General features: G+C 68.3%; 25 protein-coding genes, 6 tRNA genes and 1 other RNA gene. 12 read left to right on the forward strand and 20 right to left on the reverse strand.

From position 1 onward, the window contains the following. Positions 1-36: 36 nt before the first annotated feature. The 4 genes from AC1DCJ_RS14670 to AC1DCJ_RS14685 are packed head-to-tail and all read left to right on the forward strand — an operon-like array spanning position 37 to position 4,411. Positions 37-990 (forward strand): AAA family ATPase, encoded by a 954-nt coding sequence (locus AC1DCJ_RS14670; RefSeq protein ID WP_137190899.1) that lies wholly within the window; start codon positions 37-39, stop codon positions 988-990. A gap of 1 nt (position 991) precedes the next feature. Beyond that, positions 992-1,948, forward strand: a complete 957-nt coding sequence (locus AC1DCJ_RS14675) for a DUF58 domain-containing protein (protein ID WP_478071283.1) — start codon at positions 992-994, stop codon at positions 1,946-1,948. Beyond that, positions 1,941-3,890 carry a transglutaminase TgpA family protein gene (locus AC1DCJ_RS14680; protein ID WP_478071284.1) on the forward strand — a complete coding sequence of 650 codons (1,950 nt, stop codon included), beginning with the start codon at positions 1,941-1,943 and terminating at the stop codon, positions 3,888-3,890. Before AC1DCJ_RS14675 ends, AC1DCJ_RS14680 begins: the two co-directional genes overlap by 8 nt. Then, a complete protein-coding gene (locus AC1DCJ_RS14685) occupies positions 3,887-4,411 on the forward strand; it encodes a Slp family lipoprotein (protein ID WP_128096756.1) in 525 nt (174 codons plus the stop codon). Before AC1DCJ_RS14680 ends, AC1DCJ_RS14685 begins: the two co-directional genes overlap by 4 nt. Positions 4,412-4,597: 186 nt before the next feature. Here AC1DCJ_RS14685 and AC1DCJ_RS14690 read toward each other — a convergent pair whose 3' ends face one another. From AC1DCJ_RS14690 to dnaX, 4 genes are all read right to left on the reverse strand, one after another. Then, entirely contained in the window at positions 4,598-4,957 is a 360-nt protein-coding gene (locus AC1DCJ_RS14690; protein WP_141057369.1) for a histidine triad nucleotide-binding protein, read from the reverse strand. Positions 4,958-5,053: 96 nt separating this feature from the next. Continuing rightward, positions 5,054-5,653 (reverse strand): recombination mediator RecR, encoded by a 600-nt coding sequence (gene recR, locus AC1DCJ_RS14695; protein WP_038690108.1) that lies wholly within the window; start codon positions 5,651-5,653, stop codon positions 5,054-5,056. 99 nt (positions 5,654-5,752) lie between these two features. Next, the gene (locus AC1DCJ_RS14700) at positions 5,753-6,073 is read right to left on the reverse strand and encodes a YbaB/EbfC family nucleoid-associated protein (protein ID WP_038690110.1); all 321 of its coding nucleotides are present in this window, start codon (positions 6,071-6,073) and stop codon (positions 5,753-5,755) included. A gap of 6 nt (positions 6,074-6,079) precedes the next feature. Next, a complete protein-coding gene (gene dnaX, locus AC1DCJ_RS14705; protein WP_478071285.1) occupies positions 6,080-8,041 on the reverse strand; it encodes a DNA polymerase III subunit gamma/tau in 1,962 nt (653 codons plus the stop codon). 135 nt (positions 8,042-8,176) lie between these two features. Here dnaX and AC1DCJ_RS14710 point away from each other — a divergent pair. Further along, a tRNA-Ser gene (locus AC1DCJ_RS14710) sits at positions 8,177-8,269 on the forward strand. A 164-nt stretch (positions 8,270-8,433) separates the two neighbouring features. On the opposite strand, the gene AC1DCJ_RS14715 is transcribed toward AC1DCJ_RS14710, so the two are convergent. Further along, positions 8,434-9,123: a hypothetical protein gene (locus AC1DCJ_RS14715; RefSeq protein WP_478071286.1), complete on the reverse strand. Its 690-nt coding sequence runs from the start codon at positions 9,121-9,123 to the stop codon at positions 8,434-8,436. Between the two features lie 100 nt (positions 9,124-9,223). Here AC1DCJ_RS14715 and AC1DCJ_RS14720 point away from each other — a divergent pair, with 100 nt between their 5' ends. Then, a complete protein-coding gene (locus AC1DCJ_RS14720; RefSeq protein ID WP_478071287.1) occupies positions 9,224-9,676 on the forward strand; it encodes a GNAT family N-acetyltransferase in 453 nt (150 codons plus the stop codon). 66 nt (positions 9,677-9,742) lie between these two features. On the opposite strand, the gene AC1DCJ_RS14725 is transcribed toward AC1DCJ_RS14720, so the two are convergent. Then, positions 9,743-10,060, reverse strand: a complete 318-nt coding sequence (locus tag AC1DCJ_RS14725) for a DMT family transporter (RefSeq protein WP_141059295.1) — start codon at positions 10,058-10,060, stop codon at positions 9,743-9,745. Between the two features lie 218 nt (positions 10,061-10,278). On the opposite strand from AC1DCJ_RS14725, the gene AC1DCJ_RS14730 reads away from it, so the two are divergent. Together AC1DCJ_RS14730 and ffs are read left to right on the forward strand one after the other, a co-directional pair. Further along, complete coding sequence (locus AC1DCJ_RS14730; RefSeq protein ID WP_137190907.1) at positions 10,279-10,671, forward strand: hypothetical protein; 393 nt, start codon at positions 10,279-10,281, stop codon at positions 10,669-10,671. A gap of 133 nt (positions 10,672-10,804) precedes the next feature. Beyond that, positions 10,805-10,901, forward strand: an RNA gene (ffs, locus tag AC1DCJ_RS14735) — signal recognition particle sRNA small type. A gap of 119 nt (positions 10,902-11,020) precedes the next feature. Here ffs and AC1DCJ_RS14740 read toward each other — a convergent pair. From AC1DCJ_RS14740 to AC1DCJ_RS14750, 3 genes are read right to left on the reverse strand one after another with little or no spacing between them, the layout of a single operon-like run. Then, a complete protein-coding gene (locus AC1DCJ_RS14740) occupies positions 11,021-11,398 on the reverse strand; it encodes a nuclear transport factor 2 family protein (protein WP_478071288.1) in 378 nt (125 codons plus the stop codon). Positions 11,399-11,400: 2 nt separating this feature from the next. Then, positions 11,401-12,168, reverse strand: a complete 768-nt coding sequence (locus AC1DCJ_RS14745) for an MBL fold metallo-hydrolase (RefSeq protein WP_478071289.1) — start codon at positions 12,166-12,168, stop codon at positions 11,401-11,403. Continuing rightward, the gene (locus AC1DCJ_RS14750) at positions 12,168-12,917 is read right to left on the reverse strand and encodes a 3-deoxy-D-manno-octulosonic acid kinase (RefSeq protein WP_038690124.1); all 750 of its coding nucleotides are present in this window, start codon (positions 12,915-12,917) and stop codon (positions 12,168-12,170) included. Before AC1DCJ_RS14750 ends, AC1DCJ_RS14745 begins: the two co-directional genes overlap by 1 nt. 21 nt (positions 12,918-12,938) lie before the next feature. Here AC1DCJ_RS14750 and AC1DCJ_RS14755 point away from each other — a divergent pair, with 21 nt between their 5' ends. After that, complete coding sequence (locus AC1DCJ_RS14755) at positions 12,939-13,988, forward strand: glycosyltransferase family 9 protein (RefSeq protein ID WP_478071290.1); 1,050 nt, start codon at positions 12,939-12,941, stop codon at positions 13,986-13,988. Positions 13,989-14,089: 101 nt separating this feature from the next. Here AC1DCJ_RS14755 and AC1DCJ_RS14760 read toward each other — a convergent pair whose 3' ends face one another. Then, the gene (locus tag AC1DCJ_RS14760) at positions 14,090-14,491 is read right to left on the reverse strand and encodes a DUF6165 family protein (protein WP_038690128.1); all 402 of its coding nucleotides are present in this window, start codon (positions 14,489-14,491) and stop codon (positions 14,090-14,092) included. A 338-nt stretch (positions 14,492-14,829) separates the two neighbouring features. Continuing rightward, a tRNA-Ser gene (locus tag AC1DCJ_RS14765) sits at positions 14,830-14,920 on the reverse strand. Positions 14,921-15,089: 169 nt separating this feature from the next. On the opposite strand from AC1DCJ_RS14765, the gene AC1DCJ_RS14770 reads away from it, so the two are divergent. Next, positions 15,090-15,794, forward strand: coding sequence for a PP2C family protein-serine/threonine phosphatase (locus AC1DCJ_RS14770; RefSeq protein ID WP_038690130.1), 705 nt, complete (start codon positions 15,090-15,092; stop codon positions 15,792-15,794). A gap of 211 nt (positions 15,795-16,005) precedes the next feature. On the opposite strand, the gene dnaQ is transcribed toward AC1DCJ_RS14770, so the two are convergent. The 3 genes from dnaQ to AC1DCJ_RS14785 are packed head-to-tail and all read right to left on the reverse strand — an operon-like array spanning position 16,006 to position 17,844. After that, positions 16,006-16,731, reverse strand: coding sequence for a DNA polymerase III subunit epsilon (gene dnaQ, locus AC1DCJ_RS14775; protein WP_137190911.1), 726 nt, complete (start codon positions 16,729-16,731; stop codon positions 16,006-16,008). Between the two features lie 4 nt (positions 16,732-16,735). After that, on the reverse strand, positions 16,736-17,188 hold the full coding sequence (rnhA, locus tag AC1DCJ_RS14780; protein ID WP_038692460.1) for a ribonuclease HI: 453 nt from the start codon (positions 17,186-17,188) through the stop codon (positions 16,736-16,738). 11 nt (positions 17,189-17,199) lie between these two features. Next, on the reverse strand, positions 17,200-17,844 hold the full coding sequence (locus AC1DCJ_RS14785; RefSeq protein ID WP_137190912.1) for a class I SAM-dependent methyltransferase: 645 nt from the start codon (positions 17,842-17,844) through the stop codon (positions 17,200-17,202). Positions 17,845-17,855: 11 nt separating this feature from the next. Here AC1DCJ_RS14785 and gloB point away from each other — a divergent pair, with 11 nt between their 5' ends. Together gloB and AC1DCJ_RS14795 are read left to right on the forward strand one after the other, a co-directional pair. Next, the gene (gene gloB / locus AC1DCJ_RS14790) at positions 17,856-18,623 is read left to right on the forward strand and encodes a hydroxyacylglutathione hydrolase (protein ID WP_478071291.1); all 768 of its coding nucleotides are present in this window, start codon (positions 17,856-17,858) and stop codon (positions 18,621-18,623) included. Then, positions 18,620-19,849 (forward strand): lytic transglycosylase domain-containing protein, encoded by a 1,230-nt coding sequence (locus AC1DCJ_RS14795; protein ID WP_038690138.1) that lies wholly within the window; start codon positions 18,620-18,622, stop codon positions 19,847-19,849. The genes gloB and AC1DCJ_RS14795 overlap by 4 nt, the downstream gene beginning before the upstream one ends. A gap of 406 nt (positions 19,850-20,255) precedes the next feature. Here AC1DCJ_RS14795 and AC1DCJ_RS14800 read toward each other — a convergent pair whose 3' ends face one another. The 6 genes from AC1DCJ_RS14800 to AC1DCJ_RS14825 all read right to left on the reverse strand — a co-directional run bounded on the left by AC1DCJ_RS14800 (position 20,256) and on the right by AC1DCJ_RS14825 (position 23,583). Beyond that, positions 20,256-22,229 carry a peptidyl-prolyl cis-trans isomerase gene (locus AC1DCJ_RS14800; RefSeq protein ID WP_478071292.1) on the reverse strand — a complete coding sequence of 658 codons (1,974 nt, stop codon included), beginning with the start codon at positions 22,227-22,229 and terminating at the stop codon, positions 20,256-20,258. A gap of 534 nt (positions 22,230-22,763) precedes the next feature. After that, positions 22,764-22,840 (reverse strand) — tRNA-Asp (locus AC1DCJ_RS14805). 90 nt (positions 22,841-22,930) lie between these two features. Further along, positions 22,931-23,007: transfer RNA gene (locus AC1DCJ_RS14810), tRNA-Asp, on the reverse strand. Between the two features lie 113 nt (positions 23,008-23,120). Further along, positions 23,121-23,197, reverse strand: a tRNA-Asp gene (locus tag AC1DCJ_RS14815). 27 nt (positions 23,198-23,224) lie between these two features. Then, positions 23,225-23,299, reverse strand: a tRNA-Val gene (locus AC1DCJ_RS14820). Positions 23,300-23,310: 11 nt separating this feature from the next. Then, positions 23,311-23,583 carry an HU family DNA-binding protein gene (locus AC1DCJ_RS14825; protein ID WP_038690141.1) on the reverse strand — a complete coding sequence of 91 codons (273 nt, stop codon included), beginning with the start codon at positions 23,581-23,583 and terminating at the stop codon, positions 23,311-23,313. Positions 23,584-23,728 lie beyond the last annotated feature (145 nt).

Raw genomic sequence — 23,728 nt, forward strand, 5'->3', positions numbered from 1 at the left:
CTATAGAATCGAAGGAATCATCGACACGAGACGGACATGGAAAATTCGCCCCCGGTGCCAGCCATGCTAACCGATGTAGTGCGACAGGCCCTCCGCAGCGCCCAGGACCAGGTCAACGGGCTGGTGCTGGGCAAGGCGCATGAAGTGCGGCTGGCGTTCGTCGCGCTGCTGTCCGGCGGTCACCTGCTGATCGAAGACCTGCCGGGCCTGGGCAAGACCACTCTGGCCCATGCGATGGCCTCCAGCCTCGGGCTGGGCTTCCAACGCGTGCAGTTCACCTCGGACCTGCTGCCCGCAGATGTGCTCGGCGTCTCGGTTTACGATGCCGCCAGCCGGCAGTTCCAGTTCCATCCCGGCCCGGTGTTCACCCACGTGCTGCTGGCCGATGAAATCAATCGCGCCCCACCGCGCACGCAGAGCGCGCTGCTCGAAGCGATGGCCGAACAGCAGGTCACCCTGGACGGTGTCACCCACCCACTGCCTGATCCCTTCTTCGTGATCGCAACGCAGAACCCGGTGGACCTGTCGGGCACGTTCCCGCTGCCCGACTCGCAGCTGGACCGCTTCCTGCTGCGGCTGGCCCTGGGCTATCCCAACGCGGAATCCGAACGCGAGCTGCTGCGCGGCACCGACCGCCGCCACCTGATCGCACAGGCGCAGCCGCGCCTGGACGACACGCAGGTGCGCACGCTGCGCGAAGCGGCCCGCCAGGTGCATGCCAGCGACGCCCTGATCCACTACGTGCAGGCCCTGCTCACCCGCAGCCGCCAGCACGCCGGCGTGCGCGTGGGGTTGTCGCCCCGCGCCGGGCTGGCCCTGCTGCATGCAGCCAAGGCGCATGCGCTGCTGCTCGGTCGCACGCATGTGGTGCCCGAGGATGTGCAGACCCTGTTCGTGGCCGTTGCCGGCCACCGCCTGGTGCCGGAGGCCGAAGCCAGTACCGGCCCGGCCCTGGCCCGCGCGATCCTCCAGACCGTCGCGGTGGATTGAGATGCGCCGCGGCTGGGGAGACCGCTGGCAGAAGCTGCAGTTGATGGCACGGCCACGGCAGCCCGAAGCATTGCCGCGCCGACTGGACCGGCGCCGCATCTACGTGCTGCCCACCCGCTTCGGCATGTTCGTGACCACCCTGCTGGTGGCGATGCTGCTGGGCGCGCTGAACTACAACAACAATCCGGCATTGCTGCTGGCACTGCTGTTGGCCACCGTGGCGATCGCCAGCACCATCAGCGCCCATCTGCAGCTGTCCGGGCTGCAGATCGATGCGGTGTCGGCCGAACCGGTGCATGCCGGCCAGCCGATGCGGTTGCGGATCAGCCTGTCGCGGCCCGACGCACGCGCACGACGCGGCCTCGAACTCGCCCTGGATCAGGCGGTGGCCTTCGGCCATCTGCTGGATACCGACCAGGTCGAAGTGGACCTCATGCTGCCCACCGTGCGACGCGGCTGGTTCGACCTGACGCGCATCCGCATTTCCACCACCCAGCCGCTGGGCCTGGTGCGCGCCTGGTCGTGGGTATGGCCCGACGCGCCACTGCTGGTCTACGCCGCCCCCGAAATCCAGGCGCCCGCGCTGCCGGAAAGTGGCGGTGATCCACTGCATACCCGCGTGCATGCCAGCGGCGACGAACTGCATCAACTGCGCCCCTACCGCGCAGGCGACCCGCCGCGCAGCATCGCCTGGAAGCACTCGGCCCGGCGTGACACCCTGCTGGTGCGCGAGTATGAAAAACCGGTCGGCGTGGACGTACTGCTGGACTGGCGACAGCTGAGCGCACTGCCGGTTGAAGCACGCATCGCGCGCCTGGCACACTGGGTGGACCTTGCCGAGCGCGATGGCCGCCGCTACACCCTGCAGCTGCCCGGGCAGCCGGTTCTGGGTCCGGGCAATGGCAGCGCCCACCACCACCTCTGCCAACGCGCCCTGGCGCTGATGCCGCATGGCTGAGCCCACGTCCCCCACCCTGAGCCCCAGCGCACGCCACTGGACCCTGGCCAGCGCCGCACTCGGCCTGGCGCCCCTGCTGCTGCAGCTGCCGGGGCTGCTGGCGGCCATCATCGCGCTGGTCGCGCTGGTGACCGCTGCGGCAGCCCGCCAACGCGTGCTGCCTGCCGTGCTGCGCGTGGCACTGGTGCTGTGCATGCTGGCCGCCATCTACTGGCAGATGGGCGCGCGCCCCGGCCGCGATACCGGCTGCGCATTGCTGGCGGCCATGCTGGCGCTCAAATCCAGCGAACTGCGCAGCCTGCGCGATGCCCGCAGCATGCTCGGCTTCGCGCTGTTCGCGCCGTTCGCCGCGTTTCTGCTGGACCAAGGCCCCACCACGATGGCCCTGGCCGTGCTGGCCGCGCTGACCGCCCTGCTGACCCTGCAGCGGCTTGCCCATGCCGAAGGCCAGGCACCCAGCCCACGCCTGGGCAGCGCGCTGCGCGGGGTGGGCAAGCTGGTAGCACTGGGGCTGCCGCTGGCGCTGGCCGGCTTCTGGCTGTTCCCGCGCTTGAGCGAACCGTTGTGGGGCATTCCCGACCGCGCCGTGGGCACGCCCGGTTTGTCCGACCACATGGAGCCGGGGCAGTGGCTGGACCTGATGGCCGACGATGCCCCGGCCCTGCGCGTGCAGTTCTTCGGTGCAGTGCCGGCCGCCGAGCAGCGCTACTGGCGCGGCCCGGTGATGACCCGCTTCGATGGTCGCCGCTGGGAACAGGATGACGCCGCCCGGCACCGGTCGCCGGCCGCGGTGACGCATTCGGCAGTGCGCTGGGACTACCAGATCGACTACGAGCCCACCGACCGCCGCCAGCTGGTGGCGCTGGACCTGCCGTTGCAGGCGCCCGCCGGCAGCAGCCTGGACGGCGCCCACAGCCTGCGCAGCACGGCCCGCCTGACCACGCTGACCCGCTGGCGCCTGCAGTCCTCGCCGGTGGCCCGCTACCAGGACGCGCTCAGCCCCTACCAGCGCCAGTTGGCGCTGCAGCTGCCCGCCGGCTTCAACCCACGCACTGCTGCGCTGGCCCGGCAATGGCGCAGCGAGGCGGGCAGCGACGACGCGGCCATCGTCGCGCGCAGCCTGGACTGGATCCGCGCCCGCTTCGCTTACACCCTGGAAACACCCCTGCCCGGCCGCGATGGCGTGGACGAGTTCCTGTTCGACCAGCAGGCCGGCTTCTGTGAACACTTCAGTTCGGCGTTCGTGGTGCTGATGCGCAATGCGGGCATTCCGGCGCGGGTGGTGACCGGTTTCGCCGGCGGCGTGCGCAATCCGTACGGCAATTACTGGGTGGTGCGTCGCATGGACGCCCACGCCTGGGCCGAGGTGTGGCTGCCGCAGCGCGGTTGGGTGCGGGTGGATCCAACCGCCGCGGTGGCCCCCGAGCGCATCTACGACACGCTGGAAGATCGCCTGCAGCAAGGCGGCCCCGCCACCTTCCAAAGCCGTTGGCTGCAACTGGGGCAGGCCAGCGACTGGCTGCGCCGCGGCTGGAACGACCTGGTGCTGTCCTTCGACGCCAACCGCCAGCAGCAGATGCTGCGCCCGCTGGGCATCGACAAGCTGGAACCGTCACAGCTGATTGCCGTTTTCACGGTCTTCGCGCTGGCCACGCTAGGGTGGATGGCGTGGCTGCTGAGCCGTGGCGAACGCGAGCGCGACCCCGTGCTGCGCGCCTGGCACCGGCTGGGGCGGCGCTACGCCAAGCTTGGCCTGGCACGTGACAGTGCCGAGCCAGCGGGGCGTTGGGCCCAGCGCGTCCACCAGCAGCGGCCGGATCCGGCGCTGTTGTCGCTCAGCAGCCGTTTCGTTCTCGCGCGCTACGCTGGCGCGGACGTCGACCTCACTTCATTATTGCGCGACCTGCGCAGGCATCGCCCGTCCTCCGGAGCATCCCCATGAAGATCCAGATTCTGCTTCCCCTCGCTGCTTCGCTGGCACTGGCCGCCTGCGCGACCGCGCCCAAACCGCTGCAAGGCCAGTTCAGCATGGTCAGCCCGCGCGATGCGGTGCCCACCCAGCAGGTAGGTACCCCGGTGCGCTGGGGTGGCCGCATCATCGAAACCAATCCGGCCCAGGGCCAGACCTGTTTCCAGATGATCTCGCGCCCGCTCAATGGCAGTGGCCGCCCGAGCACCACCTCGGCTGATGCCAGCGACGGCCGCTTCGTTGCCTGCCGCGCCGGCTTCTACGACCCGGCCGTGTTCGAGCCGGGCCGCGATGTGACCTTCATCGGCAAGATCGCCGGTTACGAGAACACCCGCATCGGCGAGTACGACTACCGCCTGCCCAAGCTGGATGCCGATGTGATCTACCTGTGGCCGGAACAGCGCCAGGTGGACGTGGTGCCGGCCTACCCGTACGGGCCGTGGGGTCCGGGCTGGGGCCCGGGCTGGGGTTACCGCGGCTGGGGCTGGTGGTAAGCCGGTAGCTGCCGACCGCAAAGGTAGCTGCCGACCGTTGGTCGGTACGCCTTGCAAAAAAAGCCGCCCAAGGGCGGCTTTTTTTTGTTCCACCGCGGGCCGATGCAACGCGGGGTGGCATCGACCATCGCGTGCAGCCACCCATGGGGTGGCTCTACCCCCGGGATGCTGTTGGCGTGGGGTGCCTCAGCCGTTCGGCGTGCCGAAGTGGCCCAGCGGCGCGCCGGCCAGCAGGTGCAGGTGGATGTGGAACACGGTCTGCCCGGCGTCCTCGCGGCAGTTCATGACGATGCGGTAGCCGTTCTGGGCGAAGCCTTCGCGGCGGGCGTACTCGGCCGCCGCCAGCGCCAGCTTGCCGATCAGGTGCGCCTGCGCGGGCTGCACGTCGTCCAGCGTCGGGATCGCCTCGTTCTTGGGAATGAAAAGCACGTGCACCGGTGCCTGCGGGGCGATGTCCTTGAAGCCGAGCACGTCGTCGTCCTCATAGACGATGGTGGCCGGGATTTCACGGCGGATGATCTTGCCGAACAGGGTGTCTTGGCTCATGGGGCACCTCTCTGGAACAGGGGCTTGGAGAGTAGCGCGGATGTGCTGCCCGTTTCGATGGTGGCCGCGCGGTGAGCGATCAGCGCGGCGCGATTGTCATTCCTGGATTTCGGTGCGCGTGCCGAAGGCGTGCGACAGCGTGCCGCGGTCCACGTATTCCAGCTCGCCGCCCAGCGGCAGGCCCTGCGCCAACCGGCTGGGGCGCACCTTGTGCGCGCGTGCCAGCTGCGCCAGGTAATGCGCGGTGGCTTCGCCTTCCACCGTAGCGCTGGTGGCGATGATCAGTTCCTGCACCTCACCCTGTTTCAGGCGGGCCTCCAACTGATCCAGGCCGAGTTCGCGCGGGCCCACGCCGTCCAGCGGCGACAACCGCCCCTGCAGCACGAAGTACACGCCGCGGAAACCGGTCGCATGTTCGATCGCCAACCGGTCGGCGGGCGATTCCACCGCGCACAGTTGCTGCCGCTCACGGCTGCCGTTGGCGCACACCGCGCAGGTCTCGGTCTCGCTGAAATCGCGGCACTGCACGCAATGGCCGATGCGTTCGATGGCCTTGGCCAGCACCTCGGCCAGCTTCTGCCCGCCCACGCGCTCGCGCTCGAGCACGTGGTAGGCCATGCGCTGGGCGGTTTTCTGGCCGACGCCCGGCAACACACGGAACGCCTCGATCAATTGTTCGAGCAGGGGCAGGCTCATGGCGATGGGCTCATCTCAGAAACGAACGCGCGAAGCCCGAAGGCTTCGCGTCGTGGTCACCGCACCGGTACCAGGCACGGGTCCGGCACCTGCGGTGGGTCAGAACGGCAGCTTCATGCCCGGCGGCAGCTGCATGCCGGCCGTGGCCGAGCCCATGCGGTTCTTCGATTCGGCGTCGATCTTGTTGGACGCGTCGTTGAAGGCGGCCGCGACCAGGTCTTCGGTCATTTCCGCATCGCCCAGGATCGACGGATCGATACGCACCTTGCGGCACTCCTTGGTGCCGGTCAGGGTCACGCTGACCATGCCACCGCCGGCGCTGCCGGTGACTTCCAGCTTGGCGAGGTCTTCCTGGGCCTTCTGCAGGTTTTCCTGCATCTTCTGGGCCTGCTGCATCAATTGGGCGATGTTGCCGCGCATGTCGTGTTACTCATCAAAAGGACGGATGGAATCGGTCACGACCCGCGCGCCGTGCTGCTGGATAAGCACCTGCACCTGCGGATCGGCCATGAAGGCGGCTTCGGCCGCCTGTTGCCGCTCGCCACGCTGGCGGTCGGAACGCTGGTGCAGCGTTTCGGCCTCGGCGTCGCCATGTTCGATCACGATCCGCGGGGTCTGCCCCAGCGGGCCGGACAGCGCATCGGTCAGCGCCGCCAGCGAACGGTCCGAACACAAGTACTCAAATCCGGGCGATACCGCCAGTTTCAAGATGCCGTGCTGAAAACTGATGAACGCCGCGTGGGCCGCCAGCTGCCGCGAGGGGCCGTTGAGCTGGCTCTGGGCGACCAGTTCCAGCCAGGCTTCGGGCGAGGCCAGGGTGATCGGGGCAGCAGCGCCCGCCTCGGCGGCCGGCGCCGAGGGCGCAATGGCGATGCCCTGCGGACGCGCCACGGCAGCCGGGGCCACCACGGGGGCCGGGGCTGGCGCGGCAGGACGCGCCGGCGGCGCCTCCCACGGTGCCACCATGGCCGCGTCGGGGCTGGCCAGTTCGGCGGCCAGCGCCTCGTCGCGCTCTTCGGCACCGGCCTGGTGCCACGGCGGCAGGTCGTCTTCAGGGCCCGGCTCGGCCGCCGGGGGCGGGGTCTGCCGGACGGGTTCCGGCGCCACGGCCGGGGCAGCCACAGGCGCGGCCACCGCCACTACCGGGGCGACCGGGGCGACGCTGGCGGCGGCCGGCACCACCCGGGCGACCGGGGCTGCGGCCACGGCGGCAGGCGCCGCGGCCATGCCGCTGCCCTGGGCGGGGCTGCCGGCGCCGTTGTTCACCTCGGTACCGGTGCCCGGATCGCGCGGCACCGGCGGTACCGCGGCCGCCGGGCGGAACGCCAGCATGCGCAGCACGGCCATCTCGAAGCCCGCACGCGGGCTCGGGGCCAGGTACAGGTCGCGCCGGCCACCCAGCGCCATCTGGTACCAGAGCTGCACCACTTCCGGGCGCAACCGCTGGGCGAAGGCCGCCGCATCGATACCCTCGCCGTCGGACTGCGCGCCCGGCACCAGCTGCTGCACCTGGATGCGGTGCAGGGCCTCGGCCAGCGCCTCGAGCACGCCACTCCAGTCCGGCGAGAACTCGGCCAGCGCGGCGACCACCTGCAGCAGGCGCACGCCGTCGCCATCGGCCAGCGCGTCCAGCATGGCGGCCACCTGGGTGCGGTCGACCGTGCCCAGCATGGTGCGCACCACGTCTTCACGCAGCGCCCCGCCCGCGTAGGCAATGGCCTGGTCAAGCAGCGACAGGCCATCACGCAGGCTGCCGTCGGCGGCCTTGGCCAGCTGCACGATCGCGGTCGGATCCGATTCGATCTCCTCAGCCGCCAGGATCCTGGTCATCTGGCCCTGGATCTGGTCCTCGTCCAACCGCTTCAGGTTGAACTGCAGGCAGCGCGACAGCACCGTCACCGGCAGCTTCTGCGGGTCGGTGGTGGCCAGCAGGAACTTCACGTGCTCCGGCGGCTCCTCCAGCGTCTTCAGCAGCGCATTGAACGCCGCCTTGGAGAGCATGTGCACTTCGTCGATCAGGTAGACCTTGTACTTGCCACGCGAGGGCATGTACTGGGCGTTCTCGATCACCTCGCGGACATCATCCACGCCGGTGTTGGACGCGGCATCGATCTCGAGCAGGTCGATGTAGCGCCCGGCATCGATATCCAGGCAGGCCGGGCACTGGCCGCACGGGTCGGCGCTGGTGCCCTGTTCGCAGTTCAGCGATTTGGCGAAGATACGCGCGATGGTGGTCTTGCCCACCCCGCGGGTACCGGTAAACAGGAACGCATGGTGCACCCGGCCGCTGTCCAGCGCATTGCTGAGCGCACGGACCACGTGTTCCTGGCCCACCAGCTCGGCAAAACGCTTCGGACGCCACTTGCGGGCAAGGACGAGATAGGACATCAGGCCACCGTCTTCATCGGGACGTCCATTGTGCCACGCCTGTCCAGTCCTCCCGCCCCGGCGGCGTACCGCTTGTGCGAATGCAATTCCCCCGCTAGAATCTGCGCCCCTGCAGCGGGTTATCGCAGCAGGTCCGGAGAGGTGTCCGAGCGGTTGAAGGAGCACGCCTGGAAAGTGTGTAAGCGTCTAAACCGCGCTTCGGGGGTTCGAATCCCCCTCTCTCCGCCACACACATGAAAAGGCCGCCCTACGGGGCGGCCTTTTTGTCTGCGCGACGCAAAAGGATCCCTGGTAGAGCCACCCATGGATGGCGTCGCTTCCCGGCGTGCAGCCACCCATGGGGTGGCTCTACCCCTCCAGCCTGCCAACGGGCGACGCAGATCCTCCTCCCGTCACGGCAGCATGCTCCAGTGCACCTTGCCACGCTGGCCCTTGCGCAGGCACAACCCGCGCGCGGGAAATGCCACGACGGTGTCGGTGTCACCCACGGTCACCTCGCCCGGATGCAGCGTCCAGCGCGCGTCCGGCGCCGGTGGCGGAATATCGAAGCGGATCATGATGGCCTGGTTGAGGTCTCCGCCCTGGCGCGGCCCCCAGATGACATCGCTGTTGAGGTCGAGCCGACGCGCGTCGTACCGCTCCGGGCCGCGCTGGCGGGCGCTCAATGCCGTGCTGAAACCGCGATACAACGCTGGATCGGCGGCGATGCGTTGGCCGTCTTCCCGAACCAGGTACGCCCCTGCCGAGGAATACCACAGCGGTACCGGCGCTTCGCCCGGGCCCCACACGGTTGGCGCGTACGGGCCGTGCCGGCGCGTGTCGTAGCGCCGCCGCCCTTCATTGCTTGCGCTCACTGCCAGCCACACCACGTTGTCTGCCTGGCCCGGCGCCGTCTCCACCAGCCAGTAGTCCAGCACCAGCGCGATGCGGCGTGCCGGCTGCCCCGCCGTCGGCGGCAGCGTCGCCTGTACCGGCGCGTGACCGACCACGTCGCAGACCACGGCCGTGTCCTTGACCACGTACGTGCACCCCGACACCGACGTCGCCAGCACCACGCATGCAGCGATCTTCGCTCTGAACACTCCGGCCTCCTGCCTCACCTGTCCGCCCCGATGGTAGCGCGGCGGACCAACAGCGGGTTCCGTGGCACAGTCGCGCTACCTCGCCACTGCCTGCCGTCCCATGTCCACGATCCGCGCCTTCACCGCCGCCGATGCACCCGCCTGCCTGGCCATCTTCGATGGCAACGTGCCGCGCTTCTTCGGCGCGCATGAACGTGCGGACTTTGCCACCTACCTGCAGCAGCCTGCGCGCGCTGCGGACTACCTGGTGATCGAACGCGGCGGCCGGGCGGTGGCCTGCGGCGGACTGGCGATGGACGACGCGCTGACCGCCGCGTTCTGCTGGGGCATGGTCGACCACACCGTGCACCAGCAGGGGCTGGGCCGTGCACTGGGGCAGGCGCGCCTGCAGCAGGCGCGCGCATGTGGCGCGCGACGCGTGGTGTTGAGCACCAGCCAGCACACCTGCGACTTCTATGCCGGACTGGGATTCGGCATCACCCGGGTCGTGACCGATGGCCACGGCCCGGGCCTGGACGCGGTGGACATGCAACGCGTGCTGTCGCTGGGTTGAGCGACGAAAAGTATGCGCGCAGGGCCACCACGCACGGCGTGGCGCCCTCGCCGCTACCGCGTGGACTCAGGTGCTCGACAGCTTCATCAGCACCAGCCCGCTCACGATCAACACCGCCGCGGCGATGCGCATCGCACTCACCTGCTCGCCCAGGAACGTGATGCCGATGACGAACGCACCCACCGCGCCAATACCGGTCCAGATCGTGTACGCGGTGCCCAGGGGCAAGGTGCGCATGGCCAGCGACAACAGCCAGAAACTGGCGATCATGGTGACCAACGTGATGATGGTGGGGGTGAGCTTGCTGAAGCCGTCGGACTGCTTCATCGCGAACGCCCAGACGATTTCCAGTACGCCGGCTGCCAACAGATAGATCCAGGCCATGTGGCCCTCCTTTGATAGGGGCCAGGCCGTCCTGGTCAGTGTGTCCCGCTGCGGGGGAGGCCGTTCCTCCTGGGGCGATTCTAGCAACGCCGGACCATGGCCGGCGCCTGCATGCCCGCCGCTTTTCGCGGGGTTCAGCCCGTGGCTACAGCCGATTCAGCTACGTGGACGCGCGGCAGGCATGGCATCCTGACCCGCCCTGACGCAGGAAGGCCCGCATGACGCTTGATTCGACGCTCGCCCCTTGGCTGGAACAGGCGCTGCAGTCGCCACTCCCCGACGCGGTGGTGGGCCTGTCATTCAATCTCAGCGAAGGTGCGGCGGGCGACGATGCCGGCTTCTGCATCGAACTGGTCGGTACCGACCGTTTCGATGCACAGGATCCTGACTGGGCCTGTGATGAAGTCTGGGCACCGGAGGTCCGCGAAATCGAATTGCCCTATTCGCTGACCGGACACCACTGGGAAGACTGCCTGGCCGCGCTGCACACCGCGTTGCTCCAGGCCCTGGCCACGCCCCGCTTCGGCCCGCGCCTGACCGCGCAGGTACAGGGCATCGGACTGGGCTTCGTCGATGGCGACCTGCAGCTGCTGTGGCAGCGTGACGGCTGAGTGGCGCGCCGCTGGCACTGCACGCGGCGCATGCGCTAGAATGCGCGACTGCACTGCGGGGCTGTCCCTGCACTGCACCTCCGGCACCCGCTGATTTCGATCACCCGGTGCCTGGAACGTCTCTATGGTGGCCCCGTCGGCCCCTCGCGACGCTAGGTCGAAAATCCCGCCAGGGCCGGAAGGCAGCAACGGTATCGATCGACGCGGGCGCCGAGGTCAGCCGGCGGGGCCGCCACCTTTTTGGGCCCCTGCCATTGTGCGCCCCTGCCATCGCGGGCGTAGCGCCGACCGTTGGTCGGCTGCCCTCAACGCTCCGCGGAATTCGACGTCAGCCGACCAACGGTCGGCTCTACGCCGGCGTGCCCTGATGGAACAGCACGCGCCACGCCGCGTCGTGCAGCCGCCACAGCGAACTGCGCAGCACCGCGCGCTGGCGTACACCGTCAACCACATACCAGCTGCAATAGCGGACCTGCGCCACGGTCGGGGCCAGCAGGGAAACGCGGTAGTCGTCGGAGATGATCTCCACCACGGCGCGCTCGGCGGGGATCTCGGCCAGCGCGGCGGCGCGCCCGTAACAGGTCCCCGAGCTGCCGATCTCACTGAACTCCGGATCGAGCAGTGCGTCCAGGCGCGCGGCATCGGCACGCACCACCGGATCATGCAGAGCGCGTTCGAGCGCTTCCAGATGGGCGGCAAGCGCGGTGCTGTCCGTCGCCTGCGCCATGCTCAGGGCGGATCCTGCGTCAGCACGTGCAGGGCGGTCGGCGCGGCCAGCGCCACGCATTGCCCCGGCACCGCCACGCGATGCCCGCGCTGGCGAAGCGCGGCCCCATCAGCCTCGCTGGCGTAGTGGTACAGCATCATCCGCGCCTGCAGCGCGCTGCTGTACTCACGCTCCAGGTCGTCCACGCCGGTATGCGAGGGGTTGCCGTGCAGGCCGCAGTCGTGGGCAATCAGTTCGTTGTCGTCGGCGTAGCGGGCCAGCATTTCCGGTATCGGGCGGGTATCGCCGCTCCAGGTCACCGCGCCCTTGAGGCGCAGGCCATAGGCGGTTTCCGGCCAGTGGTGGCGCACCGGGAACACTTCCAGGCGCACCCCGTCGTGCCAGAACGCATCGCCGACCACGATCAGCTGGAAGGCGTCCCAGAAGTTGGCGCCGCCCTCGGCCAGCACGTTGGGATAGTCGGCCACGCGCTTGTGCAGCAGCGGCACCACCGTGGCAGGCACGTAGACGCGGATGCGCCCGCGCCGGTGCGGCGAAAAATATGCATCCACGAACAATCGCTCGAAACCGGCCACGTGGTCCAGGTGCACATGGGTGACGAACAGCGCCTGCGGCACCTGCCCGTACTGCGCCAGGAAGGCGGTCAGGCCTTCCCCACCACAGTCGATGGTGAGCCAGGGCCGGCCGTCACGCTCGATCACCGCCATCGGCGAGCCCAGCTGCACGGCCGACGCATTGCCGACCCCCATGAAGCGCAGTGTCCAGTCCATCAGTAGCCCCGGTTCCAGGCCAGGTCGTAGGCGCGGCGCAGCCGTGCATAGTCTTTTTCCACGTCTTCCACGCTGCGCTCGCCGCGCAGCTTGAGCAGCGACCGCAGCAGGCGCTTGAGGTTGCGCTCGCGCCAGCGCGTGGCCGGAATGCGCTGCACGCCGCGGTCGAAGTCGATCAACCAGCCGTGGCCGTTGGCATCGAACAGGATGTTGTGTGCGTTGAGGTCGGCGTGGTCCAGCCCGGCGCGGTGGAAGCGCGCGACCAGCCGGCCGGTTTCTTCCCACGGGGCGCCGCGCCCGGCGACCAGCGCGCGGTCGGCCAGCGAGCGCACGCCCTCCAGCCGCTCCATCAGGATGGCGGCGCGGTAGCGCATGCCCTCGCGCATGTAGAACGCGGCGATCGGGCGCGGTACCGGCAGCTTCAGCGCGCGCAGGGCGCGCATCAGGCGGAATTCGGCAAAACTGCGGGTGCGGTCGGCGCCGCGCCACAGGTAGGCGTCGCGGCTCAGCTTGGCCGCCATGCCGCCGCGCAGGTACTGGCGCAGCACGCATTGGCCGAACGGCGCATCGACGAACCAGGCGCCGCCGCGGCCGCCATCGCCGACCGGCCGCGCCCGCTCGGCCCAGTGGGCCGGCGAGAACAACTCGATCTCGGCTTGCCGCAGCCGTTCGCGGTCGAACAGAATGGCACCCAGTCCGCGTCCATCACGGCAGGGCGTCAGCGCTTCATTGGCGTCGAATGCGACCATTCCTTCGAGTCTAACAACACCATGGCACCAACGTCCTCTTCCTTGTGTCTTTTGCGTTTGTCCGCCCTGGGCGATGTCACCCACGTGGTGCCGCTGGTGCGGACCCTGCAGCAGGCCAGGCCGGGCACGCCGCTGCACTGGATCATCGACAACGCCGGGCACAAACTGCTCGACGGCCTGCCCGGCGTGGTCTTCCACCCCTACGACAAGAAGACCGGCCTGGCCGGCATGCGCGCGCTGAAGGCGACCTTCCCGCCCGGCCGTTTCGAAGCGCTGCTGCAGATGCAGGTGGCCTTCCGCGCCAATGTGCTGTCGGCGTTCGTGCCGGCCGTGCGCCGCATCGGCTACGACAAGGCACGCTCGAAGGACCTTCACGGGCTTTTCATCAACGAACGCATTCCCGACCGCCCCGGCATCCACGTGCTGGACGCGATCGGCAGCTTCAGCGAGCCGCTGGGCATCGTCCAGCAGCAGGTCAGCTGGGATCTGGCGGTGCCGCCTGCCGCGGTGGAATGGGCGCAGGCGCAGTGGCAGGACGATGGCCGCCCGGTGCTGATGATTTCGCCCTGCTCCAGCCATGTGCGCCGCAACTGGTACGCCGACCGCTACGCCGCCGTGGCCAATCATGCCACCGCGCGCGGCTGGCGGGTGGTGCTGTGCGGGGGCCGCAGTGAACTGGAGCGCGACATGAGCGATGCCATCCTGGCCCAGCTGGATACCCCGGCGCTGGACCTGGTGGGCAAGGACACACTGAAGCAGCTGCCGGCGCTGCTGGCACGCGCCGCACTGGTGATGACCCCGGACTCGGGCCCGATGCACATCGCCAACGCCATGGGCACCAAGGTGCTGGGCCTGCACGCGGCCAGCAACCCGCACCGCAGCGGCCCCTACTCCGACCGGCGCTACTGCGTGGACCGCTACGACGACGCCGCGCGCAAATTCCTGGGCAAGCCGGCCAGCGAACTGAAGTGGGGCGCGAAGGTCGAGTTCGACGACGTGATGCAGCTGATCACGGTGGAGGACGGGATTGCGGCGTTCGAGCGCTACGTGACCGATCACCGGCCCGGGTAATCGGTTGGCCGGCGACGTCCTCCGACGTCAGGCGATGCGGGGTTGCCGGCCAGCGGCCGGCACTACCTTGCGGCGTCGTGGTTGACGGCCAGCGGCCGGCATTACCGGGCCGCGTAATCCTTGTATGACTTCTCTTCCACGTAGCTCGAGCCCAGCGCCAGGTTGATGGCCTTCTTGATGCGGGCGCGCTCGTCGTTCTGCAGGTACACGCTGCGGGCCAGCGCAACGAAGTCCTCGTTGAAGGCCTGCGCCTTGTCCTGCAGGCGGATGTTGTCCTCGATGTCCCACAGGCGCTCGTTGACCGCCTTCAGGTCGGCACGCAGGCGCGCGATGTCCTTCACCGCGGCCGGGTGCGCCATCCAGGTCTTGTCCAGCGCGCTCAGCTCGGCGTGGATGTTGGCCAGCTTGGCCGCATCGTCGATGCGCTCGGATTTGATCTGCAGGATCGAGATCTTGTCCAGCAGCTCGCCAAAGGACACGGGAACAAGGATTTCAGCGGTCATGGGGGCCATCCGTTACGTGAGGCCGCCAGTTTAACGGACCCGGCATTCAATCCACGCCGAACGGACCGCCTGCGTCGCCCACCAGAACCCCACCCGCCGCGGCCTCCCTTCCCCGCCCTTCCCCTGCTCTTCCGTCCGCTTCACCCCACACATCCTTTCTGGAGGAACAAGCCCCTCTGTTGAGGGGCTGCCCCGACAGGGGCGGGGAGAGGCAGGCAAAGGGACGGGCCCAAACGCTGCACAGCAGCGTTTGGGGCGACGGCGCACAGCGCCGTCGCATCCCGCGCCAGATACAAAGAAAAAGGGCTGCCCACCGGGCAGCCCTTTTTCTTTGTATCTGGCGGAGAGGGGGGGATTCGAACCCCCGAGGCGCTATAAACGCCTGCCTGATTTCGAGTCAGGTACATTCAACCGCTCTGCCACCTCTCCAGATGGTCCCGGCGAACCGGGACGCGAATGATACGGGCAGGACGCGCTGACGACAAGTCATTCCGCACCGGCGAAGTGAATTTCTTCTGTATGGATGCCTTGCCGGATGTCCGGCGGGCCGCGATCATGCCGTTATCCCCCGCAACGTCCCTTTGGCTGCAGCCCACCCATGATCGAATTCGGACATCTCACCCACCCCGGCCTGCGCCGTGACCTCAACGAGGACACCTACTACGGCGATGGCGAACTGGCGTTGTGGCTGGTGGCCGATGGCATGGGCGGGCACGCCTGCGGCGAAGTGGCCAGCGCGCTGGCGCGCGAGACCATCGTGCGCGAGATCCGCCACGGCGCCACGCTGGCGCACGCCATCCGGGTGGCCGATGAAGAGATCATCCGCACCTCGCGCCGCCGCAACGACAGCCTGCCGATGGGCACCACCGTGGTGGCCGCGCGGGTCCAGGGCAACCGGTACGAGGTGGCCTGGGTCGGCGACAGCCGCGCCTACCTGTGGCGCGACGGCCAGCTGGCCCAGCTCAGCCAGGACCACAGCGTGGTGCAGGAAATGGTGGCCCAGGGCAACCTGACCGCCGAGCAGGCACGCGCGCACCCGCACCGCAACGTGGTCACCCAGGCGTTGGGGGTCACCGACCCGGCGCACCTGAACGTGGCCACCACCACCGGCGAACTGCGCCCGGGCATGCAGCTGCTGCTGTGCAGCGACGGGCTGACCGAGGAAGTGGAGGACACCGGCATCGCCCGCACCCTGGCCTTCGATGACGCCAGCGCGCAGGAATGTGTGGACACGTTGGTGGCGGCCGCGCTGGATGGCGGTGGGTCGGACAACATCACCGTGATTCTGGTGCGGTGCCATTGATTGACCCCGGTCACGACCAACGGTCGTGACCTACCGGTTTATTGCGTGGATCACGACGGCCGGTGCATCACGGCCGTAATGTGGATCGCGGCCGGGCGGACAGTGGCCGTTGCGTGGATCACGACCGGGTGGATCACGACCGGTGTGTGGATCACGACCGGTGTGTGGATCACGACCGGTGTGTGGATCGCGACCGTTGGTCGCGATGCATTTACGCCACCGCCTCTTCCACCTTCGGCCCATCCCAGATGGCATGGCCGGCCTTCTTGCGCAGCTTGGCCAGCCGCGCTTCGTGCGCCTCCAGCTCGGACGCCGTGGCCACCACGCGCGGGCGCGGCAGCAGGCGCGAGGTGTCGAAGGCCTGCGCATGCGCGGTGCCGCGCTGCCCGTCATCGGCCGAACCAAAGCCGATCTCCTCCTGGCCCGAGGTCAGCGCGATGTAGACATCGCCCAGGATCTGCGCATCGAGCAGGCCGCCGTGGAGCTGGCGGTGCGCGTTGTCCACGCCGAGCCGCTTGCACAGCGCGTCCAGCGAGTTGCGCTGGCCGGGGAAGCGCTCGCGCGCCATCTTCAGCGTATCGACCACCGTGCAGCGGTCGGTGATCTTGCCGTACTGGTCACCCAGCAACGACAGCTCGTTGTCGAGGAAGCCGATGTCGAAGGCCGCGTTGTGGATGATCAGCTCGGCGCCGTCGATGAAGGCGAGGAACTCCTCGGCGATCTGGGCGAACACCGGCTTGTCGGCCAGGAACTCCAGGGTCAGCCCGGTGACTTCCTGCGCGCCCTGTTCGAATTCGCAGTCCGGCTTGATGTACTGGTGGTAGTTGTTGCCGCTGGGGCGGCGTTCAAGCAGTTCCACACAGCCGATTTCGACGATGCGGTTGCCCTTCCGCCATTCCAGGCCGGTGGTTTCGGTATCAAGGATGATCTGACGCATGGGCTCAGTGTACCGGGCCGGCGGCGCGGATCCGGACCGCGGCGTCGCGCGCCAGCTGGTCCACGCGTTCATTGTCGGGGTCGCCGGAATGGCCCTTCACCCAGCGCCAGTCGATGGTATGCATCAGCGTGGCCGCGTGCAGGCGTTCCCACAGTTCGCGGTTCTTGACCGGGTCGCCGCCGGCGGTCTTCCAGTTCTTGCGGATCCAGCCCGGCATCCACTGGGTCAGGCCTTGGCGGACGTACTGCGAGTCGGTGTAGAGCACGATATTGCACGGCTCGGTCAGCGCTTCCAGCCCGGAGATGGCCGCCATCAGCTCCATCCGGTTGTTGGTGGTATGTGCTTCACCGCCGCTGAGTTCGCGCTCCTGCGCCTTGTAGCGCAGCAAGGCCGCCCAGCCGCCGGGGCCGGGATTGCCGAGGCAGGAACCGTCGGTGTGTATTTCAATTGTTTTCATTGCAGTCCAGATCAGGTCGCCACGGTGCCGTGCCATCGACGGACCGGCAGTGGCGTAGGTCCCGGCAGGGCCGGGGTGCGTTTCTCGGCGGTGAACAGGCAGGCCGCCCGCAGGGGCGCGAAGCTGCGTTGGCCCGGGGCGCGGTCACGCCACATCGGCCCCAGGTAGCTCAGCCCGTCACAGGTCAGGCCCGCCTGCTCCAGGGTGTGCCGCAACCGTTGCGGGCTGCGCACCACCAGGCCGTGCTGGCGCCACTGACGGCGGTACGGGCTGAACGGATTGAGCGTGGACAGCCACAACCGCCCGCCCGGCATCAGCACCCGCTCGCACTCGCCGATCAGCTGCTCGGCATCGCGTGCGGTCACGTGCTGCAGCACGATGGCGTTGACGCTCTCGTTGGGCAGCGGCAGCGGCAGGCCACAGCGGGTGTCGCCGGCAAAGCCTGCGCCGTCGCGATGCAGGCGCAGGCCGCGCCCGGGAAGGTCCGGCAGGGCGGCCCAGGCGGCCGTGGGGGCCACCCACAGCCATGGGGTGACCGGGCGCTCGGCCAGCAACGGCGTCAGCCGCTGGAACTCCAACTGGCACAGCACATGTGCCGGTTCAGTATCAAACCAGGATGCGACTGACGCTTGACGGGGGCTCGGCGTGGCGGGCATGGTCCAATTCTATGCGACTCACTGCCCTACCCGCATTTGCGGACAACTACATCTGGGCGCTGGTCGCCGACGACGGCCAGGCGGTCGTGGTCGACCCCGGCGACGCCGCCCCCGTCCTGGCTGCCGCAACGCAGCAGGGATGGACCCCCACGGCGATTCTGCTCACCCACCACCACCACGACCACATCGGCGGCGTGGCGGCGCTGCAGGCCCGGTATCCGGGGCTGGAGGTGTATGCGCCAGACGATCCGCGCATCCCGATGGCCACCCACCGGGTGGCGGAAGGTGAATGCATTCAGGCAGCGGGCCAGACGTTCCACGTAGTATCCGTGCCCGGCCACACCCGGTTCCACATCGCGTTTCACACCGCTGAACATCTTTTCAGTGGCGATGCGTTGTTCAGCCTGGGCTGTGGCCGCATGTTCGAAGGTACGCCGTCCCAGCTGCTGGCATCCCTGCACAAGCTGGCGTCCCTGCCCCCGCACCTGCTGCTGTGCTGTGGGCACGAATACACCGTGTCAAATGCCGTCTTCGCGCGGCATGTCGACCCCACCAACGCTGCGTTGCTGCAGCGCCATGAGGAGGCCCTGGCCATGCGCCGCGATGACCGTCCTACGCTGCCCGTGTCACTGGCCAGCGAGCTCCACTGCAATCCGTTCCTGCGTACCGGAACGCCGTCGATCCAGCAGGCCGTCAGTGCCCACCTGGGTCGCCCCGTCACCGATGAAGTCGATGTCGTCGCAGGCTTGCGCGGCTGGAAAGACGGATTCGGTACATGAGCCGGCGATTGTTGCCGCTCGCGCTCGGCCTGGCGCTGTCCCTGGCCGGTGGCGCGAGCGCCCAGTCGTTGAGTGCGGGAATGTCGCAGAACGTGGCCGGGCTCTCCCAGCTGCCCCTGGACCCCGCCGCCCTGCCGCCGGTATCGGTGCGCAACGGGCAGGAAATCTTCGCCAGCTTCCGCGATGGCCTGGCCGAACCCACCTGCAACGCCGAGGCCACCAGCCCGCGGTGGCAGAAGCAGTTCGCGCACGCCCCGTCACGGCTGGCCAATACCGATGACGATGCCCTGGTGCTGTTTGGCTACGTGGTCGAAGAACTGCGCCGCTCCAACCTGCCCACCGAGTTCGCGCTGATTCCGTTCGTGGAAAGCGGCTACCGGCCCAATGCCCGCAATGGCAGTGGCCCGGCCGGGCTGTGGCAGTTCATCGCCACCACCGCCAAGAACCACCGCGTTCAGATGACCCCGGGCTACGACGGCCGCCTGTCTGCGGTGGATTCCACCCAGGCTGCGGTGCGCTACCTGAAGACCCTGCACGGCATGTTCGGCGGCGACTGGCGCCTGGCCACCATGGCCTACAACGCCGGCGAGTACCGGGTGCTGCAATCGCTGCGCAAGGCCGGCATGAACGCGCAGAACGCACGCCCGGCCGAATTGCCGGGGCTGTCGCCGATCACCTATGCCTACGTCGAGAAGCTGCACGCACTGGCCTGTGTACTGGAAAACGCGGAAACCAAGCCGGGCGTGATGGCCTCGCTGGACCGCACCGTGCCGGTGCTGAAGGGCCACACCCTGCCCGCGGGCACCAGCGTCCAGCAGTGGGCCGCACAGCGCTCGCTGGACCCGGCGCGGATTGCCCGGCTCAACCCGGCACTGGCGAGCGGCAAGGGCCGCCCCAGCGGCCAGGTGACGGTGCTGGCACCAGCCACGCACGCCCCCGTCGACGCCAGCGCAGCCGTGATGGCCGCCGTGGCCGCCGTGGAGTCCCCGGACCGCACCGAGACCGCGCCGGCCGCCAAGGCCACTGCGCCGACCGCGCGCGCGGCCCGGACCGTGGCCAGCAGTGCCGACCGGCCGCGCAACCGCCGCCACACCGTGCGCGACGGCGAGTCGCCGTGGACCATCGCGCGCCGCTACGGCATGCCGCTCAAGGCGCTGTTGTCGCTGAACGGGCTTACCGGCAGCAGCGTGCTGAAGCCGGGGGCGGTGTTGCGCGTGGAAGATTGATACGACACGCCGGCCCCGGCCGGCCTGATCGGTTCGATGCGGTACCTGCGATGCCCGGCCTTGCCGGGCATCGCCGTTTCCGGGGGCCGGCATGCTGCGGGTCTGCCGCGGACGGCAGCGCCGGTTCGGGTCATGCCGCCATCGCGCTGATCGGCTGGGTCGGCAGTCGGCTGGGGCGCGACCCTACCGGCATAGCGAGCGTGCGAGCCATCAGGCGCGGCCGACAGGTTGCGCCGCCATGGATCCAGCCTCGGCCAGCCGTGCGCCCCGGCCGAACACCCACCCGGGCCCAAGGCGCGGCGCCGGCGCATGACCGCAGCCGCAGACGCATAGGCCATCGGCCCTGCCCCACAACGCAGAAGGCCCGGCAATGCCGGGCCTTCTGCTGCCACTGCAACCGGTTCGGTTACAGGTTGGCCTCTTCGGTCTGCACCTTGTAATGCTTGCGCATCGCGTCGATGTAGGCCTTGGCGGCGGCCATGCCATCGATCTGGTTGAGCTGATCGGTGAAGGCCTTCTTCTGCTCCGGCTGGATCTCGGCCAGGTTGCCCGGATTGACCTTGTTCACCGCGAAGACCAGGTAACGGCCCTGCATGGCGACCTTGCCGTAGCTCGGCTTGCCGTCGGCCGGCAGTGCCGCGGTGAACACGGCGCGGTTGATTTCCGGGGTCGGCACCGGCTGGGTACGCGGCAGGCCCGGCAGCGGGGTCACCTGCAGCTTGTCGCTGACGGTGAGGGCCTGCAGGGTCTGGCCGGCCTTGAGCTTGGCCAGCACCGCATCGGCGGCCTTCTCAGACGCCACACGGACACGCTCGCCACGGATGGCGGCAATCACCTGCTCGCGCGCCTTGGTCAGCGGCATCGCCTGCTCGGGGCTGTGATCGGTGACGCGGATCATCACGGTGTGGTTCGGCTCCAGCTCGATCGGGTCGCTGACCGTGCCGTCCTGGGTGAGCACGTCGGAGAACGCGGCGCGCAGCACGGCGGGGTTGGCGGCGATGCCACTGGCGGTGGTGCGGGTGAACGGCCCCAGGGTCTGGACCGGCAGGCCCATGTCCTTGGCCGGGCCTTCCAGCGAGGTCGGGTTCTTGTACACCAGGTCGACCAGGCGGCCGCTCAGGTCGGTGAACGCACGCTCGTTGTCGGCCTTGAGTGCCTCGGCGGCGAGCTGGTCGCGCACCGCTTCGAACGGACGGCCTTCGCCGCCCTTCTTCTCGCGCAGCAGCAGCACGTGGTAGCCGAAGTCGGTCTTGACCGGGCCGGTCACTTCGCCGGCCTGCATGTTGAACAGCGCGTCCTCGAACGGCTTCACCATCGCGCCACGCTCGACCCAGCCCAGATCGCCACCGTGTTCCTTGGAACCGGGGTCTTCGGAGTTGGCCTTGGCCAGTGCGGCGAAATCGGCACCGGGCTTGCGCGCGTCGGCGGCAATGCGGGTGGCCTTTTCTTCGGCGGCCTTGAGCTTGGCCGGGTCGCTGCCATCGGCGGCAATCAGGATGTGCGAGGCCAGGCGCTGTTCCGGGGTGGCAAACCGCGCCTTCTCGTCTTCATAGCGCTTGCGCAGGGCCGCTTCGTCGGCCGGGGCGGCCGCGGGCAGGTTGGCGCCGTTGATTTCCACGTATTCCAGCGACACGGTTTCCGGCTGGCGGAAATCCTTGGTGTGGCTGTCGTACCACTGCTTGATCTGCGCGTCGGTCACTTCGGCGGTGTCGGCGGGCAGTTCCGGCAGTGCGGCCAGTTCGACGTCGCGGGTTTCGCCCAGCAGCTTGAGCAGGCGCTCGGCTTCGGCGGCGGTGGCAAAACCGGACACCTGCAGCGCTGACGGAATCACCGACTGCTGGATGCTCTCGCGCACCAGGGCCTCGAACTGGGTCGGGGTACGCGGCGGATTGCCACCGGCCAGTGCGAGGCGATACTGGTTGTCGTTGAACTTGCCGTCCGCGCCGATGAAGGCCGGGATCGCGGCGATGTATTCGCGCACGGCGTTGTCGCCGATGACGATGCCGGACTGTTCACCGGCCAGGCGCACGACCTGTTCGTCGATCATCTGGTCCAGGACGGCGAGCTTGTTTTCGGTGCTTTCAAAGGCGCGCGGGTCGAAGTTCTCGCCCTGCTCCTGGCGCGCCTGCTGGCGGGCCTGTTCGAAACGCACGCGGAAATCCTGCGAGCTGATCTCGTGGTGCTGCCACAGGAACGACATCGGCCACCACGACGGCGCCGAGCGCCACCAGGTCGGCGGTGCCGCCACCTTGGCCACGTTCTGCGCACCCACGCCACCGAGGTAGCTGGAGTCGATCACGAACAGGAACGGAATCATCAGCAGCCCCAGGATCACGGTAACGATCCAGCCCGAGGTCTTGTCGCGAAGTTTCTGCAGCATGGGAAAAATCATGGCCTGAGTGGCGAGCCGGGCAGTGTAACCCGCTTCCGGCGTGGCTCCAAAACCATCGCAGGCAGGCGCGGCGCCGCCATCGCAACGGCTGCGGGCCGCCGGATGTCGCCATCACACCGATCCCGGCAGGGGCAGCTGGCCGCGCAGAAGAACCGGTTCTTCTTTCTTCTGCCAGCGGCGTGGTACTGGAGTTTTCCGGGCGCGGTGGTCGGTGGATCGGGCGCTGGGCCCGACCCACCGACAGCGCCAGAAAAGCCTGGCTTCCCCTCCTTACCGCAAGCCGAGCCCCGTAGCGGCCGGTAGGCTCCTGGGCAAAATAAAGGAGGAGGCCGCCAGGCCGGGGGACATTTGCGCCAGGGGCCTACCGGCCGCTGCGGGGCCCTCACGCTCGCAGTAGTGCCGAACGGAGCCGCGATCCCATGCACGTCATCTGCTCCGGACCTTGCAACAAGACCGCCCACGTCCGCGGGAAGAAAAACCAAAAAAAAAGCCCCTGGTTTGCACCAGGGGCTCTTCAAAGATTGGCGGAGCGGACGGGACTCGAACCCGCGACCTCCGGCGTGACAGGCCAGCATTCTAACCAGCTGAACTACCGCTCCGCGCTTGAAACTTTGCAGGCGCTCATTCTATCCGAAGATATTCAGAAAACCTACCCCGAAGACTGCTTTTTTCGAGGATTTTTTTAAAACTGGCGGAGCGGACGGGACTTGAACCCGCGACCTCCGGCGTGACAGGCCAGCATTCTAACCAGCTGAACTACCGCTCCGCGTTTTAACCTTTTCAGCCGACCAACGGTCTGCTTTACCAGCTGACCAACGGTCAGCTCTACCATCGGCGGAGAAAACAAGGCCCCCGATTGCTCAGGGGCCTTCTTGAAACTGGCGGAGCGGACGGGACTTGAACCCGCGACCTCCGGCGTGACAGGCCAGCATTCTAACCAGCTGAACTACCGCTCCAAATTTCAAACGTTTACTGCGGTGCTGTGGTGGGTGCTGAGGGTTTCGAACCCCCGACCCTCTCCGTGTAAAGGAGACGCTCTACCGCTGAGCTAAGCACCCCAGCAAGCCGCTTAGTTTACGGCATCCTTCAGGGCTTTGCCAGCCTTGAACGACGGATTGTTCGATGCAGCGATCTTGATGGTGTCGCCGGTCTTCGGGTTGCGGCCGGTGCGGGCAGCACGCGCGCGAACCTGGAACGTACCGAAGCCCACCAGCGTCACAGCGTCACCGCCCTTCAGGGCCTTGGTGATGGAAGCGATGACGGCATCGACGGCGCGGTTGGACTCGGCCTTGGTCAGGTCGGCGGCCTCGGCAACGGCGTCGATCAATTCGGTCTTGTTCATTCTGTACAGCTCCTTTGGCGGGGATTCCGCATGTTCGACAGTGAAGCATCCGACCCAGACTGCGGCCGGATGCCAGTGAAGTTCTCGATTCGCCGACGTCAGTGCGTACTGACTCGCGAGTGGTGCTTTTATACCAGTGCACCCC

This window comes from Stenotrophomonas sp. 10N36, assembly GCF_056395005.1.

What these genes read in the sequence shown, in the direction of transcription:
- AC1DCJ_RS14670 (WP_137190899.1), top strand. Translation starts at nt 37, where the DNA reads ATGGAAAATTCGCCCCCGGTGCCAGCCATGCTAACCGATGTAGTGCGA.
- AC1DCJ_RS14675 (WP_478071283.1), top strand. Translation starts at nt 992, where the DNA reads ATGCGCCGCGGCTGGGGAGACCGCTGGCAGAAGCTGCAGTTGATGGCA.
- AC1DCJ_RS14680 (WP_478071284.1), top strand. Translation starts at nt 1,941, where the DNA reads ATGGCTGAGCCCACGTCCCCCACCCTGAGCCCCAGCGCACGCCACTGG.
- AC1DCJ_RS14685 (WP_128096756.1), top strand. Translation starts at nt 3,887, where the DNA reads ATGAAGATCCAGATTCTGCTTCCCCTCGCTGCTTCGCTGGCACTGGCC.
- AC1DCJ_RS14690 (WP_141057369.1), bottom strand. Translation starts at nt 4,957, where the DNA reads ATGAGCCAAGACACCCTGTTCGGCAAGATCATCCGCCGTGAAATCCCG.
- recR (WP_038690108.1), bottom strand. Translation starts at nt 5,653, where the DNA reads ATGAGCCTGCCCCTGCTCGAACAATTGATCGAGGCGTTCCGTGTGTTG.
- AC1DCJ_RS14700 (WP_038690110.1), bottom strand. Translation starts at nt 6,073, where the DNA reads ATGCGCGGCAACATCGCCCAATTGATGCAGCAGGCCCAGAAGATGCAG.
- dnaX (WP_478071285.1), bottom strand. Translation starts at nt 8,041, where the DNA reads ATGTCCTATCTCGTCCTTGCCCGCAAGTGGCGTCCGAAGCGTTTTGCC.
- AC1DCJ_RS14720 (WP_478071287.1), top strand. Translation starts at nt 9,224, where the DNA reads ATGTCCACGATCCGCGCCTTCACCGCCGCCGATGCACCCGCCTGCCTG.
- AC1DCJ_RS14725 (WP_141059295.1), bottom strand. Translation starts at nt 10,060, where the DNA reads ATGGCCTGGATCTATCTGTTGGCAGCCGGCGTACTGGAAATCGTCTGG.
- AC1DCJ_RS14730 (WP_137190907.1), top strand. Translation starts at nt 10,279, where the DNA reads ATGACGCTTGATTCGACGCTCGCCCCTTGGCTGGAACAGGCGCTGCAG.
- AC1DCJ_RS14740 (WP_478071288.1), bottom strand. Translation starts at nt 11,398, where the DNA reads ATGGCGCAGGCGACGGACAGCACCGCGCTTGCCGCCCATCTGGAAGCG.
- AC1DCJ_RS14745 (WP_478071289.1), bottom strand. Translation starts at nt 12,168, where the DNA reads ATGGACTGGACACTGCGCTTCATGGGGGTCGGCAATGCGTCGGCCGTG.
- AC1DCJ_RS14750 (WP_038690124.1), bottom strand. Translation starts at nt 12,917, where the DNA reads ATGGTCGCATTCGACGCCAATGAAGCGCTGACGCCCTGCCGTGATGGA.
- AC1DCJ_RS14755 (WP_478071290.1), top strand. Translation starts at nt 12,939, where the DNA reads ATGGCACCAACGTCCTCTTCCTTGTGTCTTTTGCGTTTGTCCGCCCTG.
- AC1DCJ_RS14760 (WP_038690128.1), bottom strand. Translation starts at nt 14,491, where the DNA reads ATGACCGCTGAAATCCTTGTTCCCGTGTCCTTTGGCGAGCTGCTGGAC.
- AC1DCJ_RS14770 (WP_038690130.1), top strand. Translation starts at nt 15,090, where the DNA reads ATGATCGAATTCGGACATCTCACCCACCCCGGCCTGCGCCGTGACCTC.
- dnaQ (WP_137190911.1), bottom strand. Translation starts at nt 16,731, where the DNA reads ATGCGTCAGATCATCCTTGATACCGAAACCACCGGCCTGGAATGGCGG.
- rnhA (WP_038692460.1), bottom strand. Translation starts at nt 17,188, where the DNA reads ATGAAAACAATTGAAATACACACCGACGGTTCCTGCCTCGGCAATCCC.
- AC1DCJ_RS14785 (WP_137190912.1), bottom strand. Translation starts at nt 17,844, where the DNA reads ATGCCCGCCACGCCGAGCCCCCGTCAAGCGTCAGTCGCATCCTGGTTT.
- gloB (WP_478071291.1), top strand. Translation starts at nt 17,856, where the DNA reads ATGCGACTCACTGCCCTACCCGCATTTGCGGACAACTACATCTGGGCG.
- AC1DCJ_RS14795 (WP_038690138.1), top strand. Translation starts at nt 18,620, where the DNA reads ATGAGCCGGCGATTGTTGCCGCTCGCGCTCGGCCTGGCGCTGTCCCTG.
- AC1DCJ_RS14800 (WP_478071292.1), bottom strand. Translation starts at nt 22,229, where the DNA reads ATGCTGCAGAAACTTCGCGACAAGACCTCGGGCTGGATCGTTACCGTG.
- AC1DCJ_RS14825 (WP_038690141.1), bottom strand. Translation starts at nt 23,583, where the DNA reads ATGAACAAGACCGAATTGATCGACGCCGTTGCCGAGGCCGCCGACCTG.